Here is a 12,815-nt window from a genome sequence, read left to right on the forward strand (position 1 = left end):
CCGAGCAAAAACAAGAATTTAAAACATAAAGCCCCATGCTACGAGCCGGAATCGTCGGACTGCCCAACGTTGGAAAATCCACCCTTTTCAATGCCCTCTGTGAAAATGCCAAAGCAGACGCGGCCAACTTTCCTTTTTGTACCATCGAGCCCAATGTGGGGGTGGTGGCGGTTCCCGATGGGCGTCTTGATGTCCTCGCCGACATTTCCAAATCCGCCAAAATTGTGCCTACCCGCATCGAATTTGTCGATATCGCTGGCTTGGTAAAAGGGGCGAGCCAAGGGGAAGGTTTGGGCAATCAGTTCCTCGCTAATATCCGTGAAGTGGATGCGATCGTCCATGTGGTGCGCTGTTTCGACGACGATGACATTATCCATGTGTCCGGTTCCGTTGACCCGATCCGCGACATTGAAGTGATTAGCCTAGAGTTGATCCTCGCCGATCTAGCCCAAGTGGAAAAACGTCTCGACCGCGCCCGCAAACAAGCCAAGAGTCGCGCCAAGGAAGCCCTGTTGGAAGTGGCCGTTTTAGAAAAGATTTTGCCCGTCCTCGAAGATGGTCGTCCGGCCCGGGAAGTGGAACTGGATGAAGAGGAAGAACTCGCGATTAAAGCCCTCGGTTTGTTGACCCGTAAGCCTGTAATCTATGCGACCAACGTTTCCGAAGAAGATCTTGCCGACGGTAATGCTTGGGTAGAACAGGTCAGGGAGTTAGCCCAGCAGGAAAATGCCCAGGTGGTCGTGGTTTCGGCCCAAGTAGAAGCAGAATTAGTGGAATTAGACGCCGCCGAAAAGAAAGATTTCCTGGAATCCCTCGGCGTGGAAGAAGGGGGGTTGCAATCTCTGATTCGTGCCACCTATGAACTGTTGGGTTTACGGACCTATTTCACCACTGGCCCCGAAGAAACCCGCGCTTGGACAATCCATGTGGGCATGAAAGCACCCCAGGCCGCCGGGGTAATTCACACAGACTTTGAACGGGGCTTTATCCGGGCGGAAACGGTGGCCTATCAAGATTTGGTGGACTGTGGGGCAATGCCTGCGGCTAAGGAAAAGGGCCTAGTGCGTGCGGAAGGAAAAGAATACTTAGTCCAGGAAGGGGATGTGATGTTATTTCGTTTTAATGTCTAGGGCAATGGTCAAGATTTGGGGAAAAGTGCTTGTTCTGGGTTTATTGATTTGGTTTTTGGGATGGAGTCCGGTTTGGGCCGAATCCCTAGGTGATCGCCTTGATCATTATCCCCAGTGGCAGGATTTACCAAGCTTGAATCCGGTGCAAACTGGAGAAGATCTGATTTATCCGGATTGGTTTGCGGGCACCTGGCAGGTCGCGAGTACCCTGATCGACCAGGTGGCTCCCCTCGCGCCGGATTTAGTGACACCCGGCTTTGCCGCTAACGAAACGTTAATTGGCCAGCCTTTTCTGTTTCGGGTGCGGTTTCAACCCCAGACAAACTTTTTAGTAAAACCTTTATCTTTACCGAGGCAGACTGGGGTGGCGATTGTGGCAGACCGGGCGTTTAATGGTCAGGAAATTGCGAGGGCTTACCTAGGCGAAAAAACGGTACAAAAAGTGGAAGTTGATCCCCAGAATCCTAACCGCCAGTTAACGATTTTAAAAGGCGATCGCCGCCTGATTTCTACCGTCACAGGCCGTGCCCAAGCTCAACCTGAACCCGACCAGTTTTTCAGTAGTGAACTCACCCAACAGCAATTTCAAAGTAGCGAGCAAATTTATCTGAATCGCGTTGAAACAACGACAGATTATCAACAGCTTGACTCCGATCATGTTACAGCCAATCAAGTAACTGCGATTTATTTGTCTCCCAGTGATCCCGACTTTTTTCAAGCGCAAAATAAACCTGTAGCCCTTTACCATTACCATTTAGATTTAACGAAAATTTCTGAATAAATTAGGAATTTTAAACACGTTTTAGAACGATTTTTAATGTAAGGCTAATCTTTTAAAAATTAAGGTGAATTATGAAAATTCTTGGCACAACCAAACTCCTCGGTGTGATTGGGGATCCGGTAAAACATTCTTTCTCGCCAATCATGCACAATGCGGCGATCGCCGAACTGGGAGTGGATTATGTTTATCTCGCGTTTCCGGTGGCGGCGGCGGCTCTAAAAACGGCCCTGGATGGGTTTTGGGCGATTGATCTCCAAGGATTTAGCATCACCATTCCCCACAAACAGGCGATTATGGCGCACCTAGAGGCGATCGCCCCGGAGGCTGAACTGGTGGGTGCGGTGAATACCGTTTGGCGCACGGCAACCGGCTGGCAGGGGACAAATACCGATGTGGCGGGCTTTGTGGCTCATTTGCAGGCGTTAGAACAGGACTGGTCGAACGTGACCCCGGTGATCCTCGGTAATGGCGGTGCGGCCCGGGCAGTGGTGGTCGGTTGTCATCAATTGGGTTGTCCGCAGATCCATGTGTTAGGTCGTGATCCCGAAAAATTGGCGCAATTTAGCGAAAGTTGGCAAAATACGCCCCTGGCGGGCAAGGTACAAACCCATCTTTGGGGCGATCGCCAACGGCTGATTCCCCAGGCCCAACTGCTGATCAATGCCACACCTATCGGGATGTTTCCCCAGGTCGATGCGTCCCCAGTCAGTGACGAATTGATGGCCAATCTTCCCCCAGGGGCGATCGCCTACGATTTAATTTATACCCCTTCTCCTACCCAGTTTCTTAAACAAGCCCAGACCCAAGGGGCGCACATTATTGACGGGAGCGAAATGTTGGTTCAGCAAGGGGCGATCGCCCTAGAAAAATGGCTCGGCCAACCGGTACCTGTGGATACCATGCGTCAAGCGTTACTTAATCATCTCGCTCGGTAAAATCAGAACCTGACAGATCTATCGGTTCCTCGATCAAAACTGCGTATGATAAAAGCATCTCCCTTGGCTAGGCCAGGGCCAACTCTCCCACTCTTCCTCGCCAGGCGCTCACAAAAGATAAATCCCCATGGGCCTATACAAAAGAGTCTATAGAATCCAGAGCATTAGTCCTTCTGACCTCGTGCTCAAACAAGGCATTGATAAAAACACAGCGATAATCCTTGCCTTCGTGCCAACCCTCGCGATTATTTTATGGCCAATTTCTGATTTTTTGGGCTATCGCTATGCTGTTTATCTCGTGGGGTTGTTTATCTATACTTTCATCTTTTTTCCCTTTTATCTGATGCCCTACGCTCGCTATCTAAAAGTAGATGCCGATGCGAACCAAATTATTTATTTAGAAGCCTATTTAATTCAACTCTTTAAGCGGGGCCGCCCTTGGTTTCAATTCTTGCCCCAACCCAAGGTTTACGCCCTCGAAATTCCCCAACTCAAAGCACTCCACGTTACTCAATATGATACCCTGCGTTTCTTGGGCAAAGGAGAAAAAATTCTCTTTCCAGATTTTAAATTCGATAATATCTACGAATTAACGCGTACAGTGGTGCGAATTTTTCCCCTCCTGGAAGCGGAAGTTTGGGTCAACCCTTGGGAAGGGAATTATGGCAATCCCTACACCTACCTCCGCCGTAAACTAAAAGGGGCAAATATCATGTTTTTAACGGGCAGTTCTGGCTCAGAGCTGTTGGGTGATGATGAGCAACTGTGAACGACGAGCTTTTATTTCCGCAGGTGAGAAGGCAATTCGATGTGGGGAATAATTTCTCGCAAATCATCAAAGGACACCAGACCAAAATTTAAAATGGTCGGTAAAGGCAAGTGGCAATCAATGAGGGTGGTGCGGATGCGTTCCTTGGCCTTGCCGCCATCGATAATGAGCGAAACTTGTTGCCCAAAAAAGGCTTCAGCGGTTTTTGCATCATTTGCACGCATCTCACTCCCTAAACTTGCGGTGCCAGCGGCAATGGGAAAAGGAGCTTGGGCGGCGAGGTCGTAGATAAATTGGTCAGGACAGGACACAAAAACCTCACTATGACCAGCAGTTACCCCTTCAGCCAAGTTGTTGCGGTGGGGAAGAATGACGCTAATGGGATAGGGAAATTGATTGACGAGGGTTTGGGCTTCGGCACTGAGGATGCCGTATTCAGGTACTTTTGGGGGTGTTAAGAGAAGGGTCAGGGGCTTGCGGGGCTCCCAGCCTTTGAGTTCGTGGATCTGATTGGTCGCCTGGGGATTTAGGGCATTGGCAATGAGCAGATACACCACGTCGGTATGGATCACGACGACCTGCCCACGGTCTAGTTGTTCGATGATCGGGGCGATCGCCTGGGGAGATTTGGGCAAAAATGTTGCCATAGTAATTGCACCTAGCTATTTTTTCTATCCTAAGTGATGCAATTGCTGCATGATGCGTTTTTCGCATTAAAATATTTAATTTTTCGCATATTTAATCCAAATGGCAGCGAAGCTCGCCCTTTCTCAAGGCCAATGAACTGCTGGCAATATTCTTTCCTATGGAGAAAATTCCAACGGTATCGAGGACTTGCCCTGGCTCAAAATGCCATACTTCGGTGCAAAAAACATCGCCAACACAAAGACAATCGTCAGTAAAACCACGATCGCCCCCCCCGTCGAAACATCAAAGTGATAGCTCAAATAGGTGCCGAAAACACAGGAAAAAATGCTGCTCGCCGCAGAGATCCACAGCATATGGTCGAAGCGGTCTGTCAGTAGATAGGCGATGGAGCCTGGGGTCACGAGCATCGCAATGACGAGAATAATGCCTGCCGTTTGTAGGGCCGTCACAATGGTCAACGCCAGTACAGACAAAAGCGTGTAATACATCAGTCGAGTATTTAGGCCGATGGCTTTGGCATGATTTGGGTCAAAGCAAAAGAGTAACAGATCCTTCCGTTGAATGAGAATCACCACCAAGGTTAGGGTGCCGGCGATTAAGGTTTGCACAATATCACTGTTGGAGATCCCAAGAACGTTGCCAAACAGAATATGGAAAAGATCGATATTACTGGGGATTTTCGTAATTAAGACCAAACCGGAGGCAAAGAACCCCGTGAAAATCACCCCGATGACAGCATCTTCTTTGAGCCTTGTTTTTGACTTTACATAACCAATGGCCACAGTTGCGCCAAAACCAAAGATGAAGGCGCCAATGGCAAAGGGAATATTTAGGGCATAGGCCACCACGACTCCTGGAACGACGGCATGGGAAACAGCATCCCCCATCAGTGACCAACCCTTGAGGGTGATATAGCAGGACAACACCGCACAGACGAGGCCGACAAAGGCACTTACCCAAATGGCTTTGACGAGAAATCCATACTGTAGGGGTTCAATAATCCAATTCACTAAGCTCATTGATCTACTTCTTCTAAACTGTTGGGCTGCTGTTGGTAATGGGAGGATAATTTTTCGAGACTGGCGACGGGTAACCCCCCAAAAGTCATCACGAGGTTTTCTTCTGTGAAGGTATCGGCGGTATAACCTTCGGCGAGAACAGTGCGATTGAGGAGAATGGTGCGATCGCAGAACGTTGAGATCGAAGCAAGATCGTGGGTCGAGATTAAAATCGTGTGCCCCTCATCCCGCAATTGCACCAACAGATCGATGATGCTTTTTTCTGTTTTGATATCAACTCCCGTAAAGGGTTCATCAAGCAAAATAATTTTGCCTTCCTGGGCTAAGGCCCGCGCGAGGAAAGCCCGTTTTTTTTGGCCGCCGGAGAGTTCGCCAATTTGACGGTGACGGAATTCCACCAGATCTACCCGCTCTAGACTTTCCATCACTAAACGACGGTCTTTTTGACTGGGAATCCGCAGCAGATTCATATAGCCATAACGACCCATCATCACCACATCAAACACGCTCACGGGAAAGTTCCAATCCACTTCATCGGCTTGGGGGACATAGGCCATCAGTTGTTTTTTCTGGGCCTGCTGCACCGACTGACCCGCAATCATGACACGCCCCTGGGTCGGTTTCAAAAAACCCATAATCGATTTAAACAGGGTTGATTTGCCACAACCATTGGGGCCAACAAGGGCGGTGATGGTGCCTGGTTTGACGTGACAACTGGTGTTGTAAAGGGCGAGGCGGGTGTTGCTGTAGGTGACGCTGATATTTTCAACGGCGATTTCTGGGATTGGGTAAGTCATCGCATTTTACCGGGGTAGTGGGTTTAGGAAAGTCTGATTAGAGCGGGTTTTCTCCTACTGGGCTGTTCCGGCGAGGAGGCCATTGGCGATCGTCCGCACGTCATATTCGAGGAGATCTAAAAATGTTGGCACTGGGCCATCGGGGGTTGAGAGAGAATCAACATAGAGGTTCCCCCCAAAGCGGGCGCCCGTCGCCTTAGCCACTTCTTTTTGCCCTTCGTCGCTGACGGTGCTTTCACAGAAAATGGTGGGGACATCGTTGGCTTCAACTTGGGTGATGACGCTCTGGACTTGCTTGGGGGTAAATTGTTGTTCGGCGTTGATGGGCCAAATATAGATTTCTTCGAGGCCATAATCCTGGGCCAGGTAAGAAAATGCGCCTTCACAACTGACGAGGAACCGCTGTGCTTCGGGAACAAGGTCGAGATCAGCTTCAAATTCGGCGGCGATCGCCTCTAGTTCGGCACTGTAGGCAGCGGCATTGGCGTTATAGGTTGCCGCATTGTCTGGATCGAGTGCCACAAACGCTTGACGGATATTTTCGACATAAACCAGGGCATTTTTTGGCGACATCCAAGCATGGGGATTGGGCTTGTCGGTATAGGGGCCTTCGGTGATGGGAATCGGTTCAATGCCTTCGGTCACAATGACGGCGGGGACATCGTTGAGATTGCCTAAAAATTGCTCAAACCACCGTTCCAAATTCATGCCGTTATAGAGCAATAAATCCGCATCCTGGGCCCGCACGAGATCACTGGGGGTGGGTTCGTAGCCGTGGATCTCGGCTCCAATTCTGGTGATCGATTCAACGATTAATTTATCCCCAGCCACATTCTGGGCGATGTCGGCGATCACGGTGAATGTGGTTAAGACTTTTTTGCGCCCGTCTGTGTCATTAACCGTTGTTTCGTTATTAGTCGAAACATCACTATTGACTGGCGGAGCCGCTTGCTGGGTACAACCTACTAACCAAATGCCGCAGACAATACCGACTAGGCTGAGGGTTTGACGCGGTAAGTTTATCCGAATCATGAAACAATTATGAAAAGATCGTAGCCAGATTATCTCATTTTCTTTTCATATTTGCCAAGGTTGCCCTCCTAAAAACTGCTTTTGTAAAGTTTCTTTACTATTCGTTCCGTAGGTACTCCATCGTTAAGCTAGAGGAGTGGCCATAGTTGCCGATATCTAATGGGTCGTCGAAAAATTTATGTTGAATGTTGTATTTGCAATGGTTTCAGAACCCCAATTTCCCGTCGTTTCAGAGGTAGTACCGCCCTTAGCCCAGAGTTTGGAGTTGCCCCCAACTGCCGAGGGAAAAGCAGCTTATCAGTCGGGGGTTGAGTTCCATGAACTGGCTGATTTTGACCAAGCGATCGCCGCCTACCAAAGGGCGATCGCCGTTGATCCGAATTTTGTTGATCCCTACATCAATTTGAGCTTGATCTACATCAGTATGGGCCAGTTGGACGACGCGGAAGCGTTGTTGCAGACAGTGTTGTCATTGCCGGATCAGCCGGAGGAACCCGCAAGCATCCATGCCCTCGCCCATTACAATCTGGGCATTATTTATAGTCGCCAAGGGGACTCAACCCAGGCATTGTCCCAGGTGAATCAAGCCCTGGCGATCGCCCCAAATTTTGACCAAGCCCAAACTTTCTACCAACAGCTACAGACTGTGCCGGAGTAAGCTTTGCGATTTAGACCAGAATTTTTTCGAGGGTGGCTTGGATAACAGCGAGGGGAGCCCGGGCAAAATACTGCCTTTGAAATTGCTCTTCGAGGATTGCCTGTTTAAATTGGGCAAAGGCTTCTGGATCAGGAGTGACGGTCGTCTGCTGAAAACGCACTTGTTCGCCTTTAATTTCAGCGACAAAGCCGACATTCTTTAAAGCCTTCAGACCGAAATCTAAGGGGCGATCGCCACAATGGAGTTTTGCTTTCAGGTCAGCCAGGGAAACCGTTTGATCCTGGGCCAGTACATATTTCGCAATGCCAATTAGGGTTTTAAAACACTGTTCCGGAGTATCGGCAGTCGGTGAAACATAGTGGAGGGCAAGGGTTTTCCCCGTGGCGATCGCCTGTTGATAATTCCCATAAAGTTCCTGCCAAGTGACAGGGCAATCCCTTTGCAACACATACTGATCCAAAGCTTCCTGGGGGAGAGACTGATGCCGAAAATCGAGTAGCGTTTGTGGGGCCGATTCTGCGGCGATTTTTGCGGTCGGGGCTACAGCCAAGAGACGCACAAAATATTGATCCTGGGTCTGGGCCTCTTTGCGGTCTAGCTCAACCACCACATCCAACCCGGCCCCCTGGGTTAAATCGTCGGGATGGCCGCCCCACCAAATGCCACTAATTTGATCCGTTTCATCCCAAAGCTCAAAGTTTGTCTTGAAATAATTCAGTTTGCGATTGAATTTGTCCCGCAATTTGCTAAACCCAGTCATCGTCAGACCACAGTCTTTGATCAATAGTTTTGGTTTTGGATTCCCCATCCCAAAGGGTTCTAGGCATTCTAAAGATTGAAATAATGATTCCCCCAGGTCGGCGATCGCCACCACAAGATCAACGGTGATTTCTCCCTGGTGCATTTCAATGTGGCCGCCCCACTGTTGCCGGGCCTGTTGATTAATGGCTGTTTTAAACATCGCCAAATTTTCGGGCCGCACACTCAAACCCGCCGCAAAGGGATGCCCGCCAAAGCGATACAACAGGTGACTTTGGGCTTGTACCAAATCATACAAATCGATGCCGTGGGCGGAACGGGCGGATCCTTTCCAGAGGTCTTGCTCCGGATCGTAGGTTAAAAGAATGGTCGGGCGGCCAAAGGTTTGGGCAATTTGGCTGGCTACCAATCCCAGCACGCCCCCCTGCCACTGGGCATCACACAGCACTAAAACGCTCGTGGTCGATAAATCTAGGGTTTCGATCTGGGCCTTGGCCTGCTGGACGACCTTTTGTTGAATCTCTTTACGACGGGCATTGGCGAGTTCTGTCTGTTGGGCGAGGTAACCACAGCGGCCCCGTTCACGACTGGTGAGCAGTTCCACACAAAAGCTTGCGTCGCCGTAGATGCGACTGACGGCATTAATTCGTGGCCCGATGCCAAAGGAAATATCGGTTGGGCGATCGCCGGTTTTATGGCAATTATCGAGGAGCGCTTTGATGCCTGGATGGACGACAGTTTTCGGGTTTGTTTGTTTTTGTAGGGCTTGGATCCCCACCTGGGCCAGATAGCGACAATCTCCTTTGAGGGCCACTAAATCTGCAATTAAACCAATCGCCACGAGGTCTAAAAGATCAGTAACCGGCGGCCTTGTCGGATCCGGTAGAGTTTCTGATAACGCCTCAACTAATTTATAGGCCACAGCAACCCCAGATAGATGAAATAGGGGATGATTTTCAGCAAAGTAACGGGGATTAATAATCGATAAAACGTCGGGTCGGGTTTCTGGCAAAGTGTGGTGATCGGTAATAATCAGGTCAATATCAAGGCTTTTTGCGTGGGCAATTTCTGTCAAGTTTGTGCTACCAGTATCGCAGGTGATAATTAAACTTGCGCCCCAAGTTTTTAGGCGGTCAATGCCTGGATTATTCAAGCCGTGGGATTCCGTTAAACGATTGGGAATGTAATAGGTTAATTGGGTTTCTTGGGGAAAAAATTGTCCTAATCCTTCCCATAAAACACTCGTCGCGGTGACGCCATCGGCATCAAAGTCTCCCCAGATGGCCACCTTTTCACCCCGTTCTTTCGCTTGTATCAAGCGGTGAATCGCCCGTTTCATTTCTTGGCCAAAGGCAAAGGCAGAAGTTGGCGCGTAAGCCTCTGGGTTGAGAAAGCCAGCTAAGGTATTTTCATCATTAAAGCCCCTTTGCCACAGGAGTTGGGCTAAATGGCGATCGCCTTTGCCATCGGTCAGGATTTCGACCCGCTGAATAAAAGAGTCCGGCACCTCTGGTGTTACTAAAACCTGCCAATTCACTTTAATGCTTTTTCCTCTGGGTTTGATAGCTTGACTGTTAGATTTTATTCAATAGCCAATTACGGCAAAATTATATTCTTATAATTGAGCGATCGCCTCCTGGGCCTGCCAAGAAAATTGATCGGCACGGCGAAACATTTCCTGGCCACTGTGGAGGTATTCTTCATTGTAATTGAGGGTAAACCATTCCAATTGCTCTAGCCCGTCACCCAGATGATTTAAGCAATAATATAAATCCCGTGCGGCCCGCGCTACATTAGCTGGATTTGGTAACGATTGAAACAATTTTTGGGCCTGGTCTAAAATGGCTTGGCAATCTTCTAAATAGGTTTGAAACGTTGCCATCAGATCATCATCAAAGGGGTCAGCTGCCAACTCATCAATTTGAGCTTCTAGGGGCTTAATAATCTTTAAAATTGCCTGGTTTAACGGTCGATAAATGTGCTGTAACCAAACATCTAAATCCGTTTCTGTGGTTTGGCGGGGGCGCACCGTTGTCCCCTGGGCCGAGCGAATTCCGCGATAGTTTGCCGCATCCCGACTGAGATCATACTGCTTGCGCTGGTGGGCATCCCCCAAGATTTCGTAGGCATGGTTTAGGGCCACAATGCGATCGCCGTTGGAAGATTGATCGTTATCGCAGGTGTCTGGATGATACTGCTTCGCGAGGCGACGATAGGCGTTCTTGATCTCCTGTTGGGTGGCCTTCGGAGAAATGTTGAGCACTTTGTAATAATCTGGCGGTGTCATACTCCGAAATTCGCTGAAAATTGCGAGAAATTGCGGCGAGATTACGAGTTATGCTAACCGAAATTGGCGGCTGTTTCAGGCGTTTTTTAAATTTTTGTGACCCCTAAATGTGGGTAAGCTAAGGTTGAAAATTTGAGGAATGCGATGAATTTAGATGTGATTGTCGAGTTGGCGATCGCTTTAGCCTTGGGGGTGATTATTGGCCTAGAACGGGGCTGGCGCAACCGGGCCGACGATGAGGGTTACGGCGATAGCGGCCTCCGCAATTTTTCAATTTGTGGCTTACTGGGGGGAATTGCCGCTTTACTGGCGCAAAGTTGGGGATTTGGTATTCTTGTCGGCATTTTCCTCGGTTTAGCGGGTTTGGTGGCCACCTCCTATGTTTTAACCGCGAAAAAATCCGGTGATTATGGCAGCACGACAGAATTGGCCTTAATGATCACCTTTTGTCTGGGAGCCTTGGCCTTGAGTGGCTTTACCCAAGAGGCGATCGCCGTGGCGGTGGTGGTGGCCTGGATCCTAGGAGCGAAACCGGAACTGACGAAAACCCTCAATTGGCTCCAGCGCCAGGAATTAATTGCAACTCTCCAATTACTGCTGATTGCGGTGGTCGTGTTACCCCTTCTGCCTAATCAAGCGATGGGACCTTGGAATGCTCTCAATCCACGGGCGATCGGTTGGCTGGTGCTCTTGATTGCAGGCATTTCCTACATCGGTTACTTTGCGATTCGCATTTTGGGTAGTCAGGTTGGGCTGATGTTAACGGGCTTTTTTGGGGGGATTGCTTCTTCCACTGCCTTGACGGTGTCCTTTTCTCGCATGGCCAAACAACAACCCAGCGAAACCATTTCCCTTGCGGCTGGCATTGTCCTCGCCAACGGCATTATGGCCCCCAGGCTACTGTTGGTGATTGCTGTAGTCAGTCAAACTCTGGCCTACAAGTTAGCGGCTCCTTTATTAATTTTGGGTTTGATTCCTGTAATTGCCGCAGTGGCGATCGCCCGTTGGAAAACCCAACCCCAGGACAGACCCCCCGCCGAAGTGAGCGTGAATAATCCCGTTGAACTGGGTTCTGCGCTCCAATACACCGCCCTCCTGGTGATCTTGTCGCTGTTGGTGCGGTGGGCCCAGGAAGAATTTGGTGAACAGGGGATTTATCTCCTCTCTGCCCTGTCTGGCTTTGCCGATGTCGATGCCGTGAGTTTATCCCTCGCCAACGCGGTACAAGACGATCTTCCCGAAAAAGTTGCCATGTATGGCATTTGGTTAGCCGTAACGGCCAATACCCTTGTCAAAGTAGGCTTCACCCGGACGATTGGCAATCCTAAACTTGCCTACTGGTGTGGCAGCATTATGTTGAGTGGTTTAATTGCCGGTTTTTTGGTATTGTTAGCAGTCTGAGTGAAATATTTTTTCCCATCAAGATTCACGAGCCTTTTGAATACCCCCTTTGGAGGTGGTGTACGGGACTTTAATTAAAGAATCAGCTTCATTGGCTGATAAACCTCGAAAAAACGACACTGACTACCGTGTTTTGATCCGGTGTTGCCTTTCCTTAAGTTGCTTTCGATTAAGCTCATTTTTCTGAATGCCTCACAGGACAAACCTTGCAACTCCCCCCAAAAAGATCCTAAGATCGTATATCTGGCAGTTTGCCAAATGTTTTTCGAGGAAATGATGTAAAAAATCATTTGCCCGGCTCCATTCATTTCAATTAATAACATCACCAACAAAGGAGGATACCCTATGACCCAAGTGGTTGTTGGACAAAACGAAAATATCGAATCTGCATTACGTCGCTTTAAGCGTCAAGTTTCTAAAGCTGGTATTTTTGCTGATATCAAACGTCGTCGTCACTTTGAAACGCCCATCGAGAAGCGTAAGCGTAAGGCTGTGGCCCGTCGGAAAAAGCGTTTCCGCTAAAGAATTTCTGTCTTGGTTATTGAATCTTGATGTTCGGAAATATCACGAATAAGTAGGAAGATTAGGGGGATCATTGC

At 49.1% G+C, this 12,815-nt stretch carries 13 protein-coding genes; 7 read left to right on the plus strand and 6 right to left on the minus strand.

All coding sequences use genetic code 11. The annotated features are described in order from the left end of the window. Positions 1–35 precede the first annotated feature (35 nt). From ychF to AWQ23_RS08860, 4 genes are all read left to right on the plus strand, one after another. Complete coding sequence (ychF, locus tag AWQ23_RS08845) at positions 36–1,130, plus strand: redox-regulated ATPase YchF (protein WP_062434581.1); 1,095 nt, start codon at positions 36–38, stop codon at positions 1,128–1,130. Continuing rightward, a complete protein-coding gene (locus AWQ23_RS08850; RefSeq protein WP_232308881.1) occupies positions 1,123–1,911 on the plus strand; it encodes a DUF6816 family protein in 789 nt (262 codons plus the stop codon). The genes ychF and AWQ23_RS08850 overlap by 8 nt, the downstream gene beginning before the upstream one ends. Positions 1,912–1,982: 71 nt before the next feature. After that, positions 1,983–2,846, plus strand: coding sequence for a shikimate dehydrogenase (locus AWQ23_RS08855; protein ID WP_062434584.1), 864 nt, complete (start codon positions 1,983–1,985; stop codon positions 2,844–2,846). A gap of 127 nt (positions 2,847–2,973) precedes the next feature. Continuing rightward, a complete protein-coding gene (locus AWQ23_RS08860; protein WP_062434586.1) occupies positions 2,974–3,615 on the plus strand; it encodes a hypothetical protein in 642 nt (213 codons plus the stop codon). Positions 3,616–3,626: 11 nt separating this feature from the next. Here the strand turns inward: AWQ23_RS08860 and AWQ23_RS08865 are convergent, their stop codons facing one another. The 4 genes from AWQ23_RS08865 to AWQ23_RS08880 all read right to left on the minus strand — a co-directional run bounded on the left by AWQ23_RS08865 (position 3,627) and on the right by AWQ23_RS08880 (position 7,111). Next, entirely contained in the window at positions 3,627–4,262 is a 636-nt protein-coding gene (locus AWQ23_RS08865) for an L-threonylcarbamoyladenylate synthase (RefSeq protein ID WP_012307344.1), read from the minus strand. Between the two features lie 156 nt (positions 4,263–4,418). Then, entirely contained in the window at positions 4,419–5,282 is an 864-nt protein-coding gene (locus AWQ23_RS08870) for a metal ABC transporter permease (RefSeq protein WP_062434588.1), read from the minus strand. Continuing rightward, on the minus strand, positions 5,279–6,079 hold the full coding sequence (locus AWQ23_RS08875) for a metal ABC transporter ATP-binding protein (protein WP_062434591.1): 801 nt from the start codon (positions 6,077–6,079) through the stop codon (positions 5,279–5,281). Before AWQ23_RS08875 ends, AWQ23_RS08870 begins: the two co-directional genes overlap by 4 nt. Positions 6,080–6,133: 54 nt before the next feature. Next, the gene (locus AWQ23_RS08880; RefSeq protein ID WP_062434594.1) at positions 6,134–7,111 is read right to left on the minus strand and encodes a metal ABC transporter substrate-binding protein; all 978 of its coding nucleotides are present in this window, start codon (positions 7,109–7,111) and stop codon (positions 6,134–6,136) included. A 199-nt stretch (positions 7,112–7,310) separates the two neighbouring features. On the opposite strand from AWQ23_RS08880, the gene AWQ23_RS08885 reads away from it, so the two are divergent. Then, positions 7,311–7,769: a tetratricopeptide repeat protein gene (locus AWQ23_RS08885; protein WP_198158637.1), complete on the plus strand. Its 459-nt coding sequence runs from the start codon at positions 7,311–7,313 to the stop codon at positions 7,767–7,769. Between the two features lie 10 nt (positions 7,770–7,779). On the opposite strand, the gene recJ is transcribed toward AWQ23_RS08885, so the two are convergent. Both recJ and AWQ23_RS08895 read right to left on the minus strand, forming a co-directional pair. Further along, on the minus strand, positions 7,780–10,065 hold the full coding sequence (recJ, locus tag AWQ23_RS08890; RefSeq protein WP_083500702.1) for a single-stranded-DNA-specific exonuclease RecJ: 2,286 nt from the start codon (positions 10,063–10,065) through the stop codon (positions 7,780–7,782). 78 nt (positions 10,066–10,143) lie between these two features. Then, positions 10,144–10,815 carry a J domain-containing protein gene (locus AWQ23_RS08895; protein WP_062434604.1) on the minus strand — a complete coding sequence of 224 codons (672 nt, stop codon included), beginning with the start codon at positions 10,813–10,815 and terminating at the stop codon, positions 10,144–10,146. A 144-nt stretch (positions 10,816–10,959) separates the two neighbouring features. On the opposite strand from AWQ23_RS08895, the gene AWQ23_RS08900 reads away from it, so the two are divergent. Both AWQ23_RS08900 and rpsU read left to right on the plus strand, forming a co-directional pair. Next, positions 10,960–12,216: an MgtC/SapB family protein gene (locus AWQ23_RS08900; RefSeq protein WP_062434607.1), complete on the plus strand. Its 1,257-nt coding sequence runs from the start codon at positions 10,960–10,962 to the stop codon at positions 12,214–12,216. Positions 12,217–12,561: 345 nt separating this feature from the next. Continuing rightward, complete coding sequence (gene rpsU / locus AWQ23_RS08910; protein WP_012307353.1) at positions 12,562–12,738, plus strand: 30S ribosomal protein S21; 177 nt, start codon at positions 12,562–12,564, stop codon at positions 12,736–12,738. Positions 12,739–12,815 lie beyond the last annotated feature (77 nt).

Source organism: Picosynechococcus sp. PCC 73109 (assembly GCF_001521855.1).
Classification (GTDB): Bacteria; Cyanobacteriota; Cyanobacteriia; order Cyanobacteriales; family MRBY01; genus MRBY01.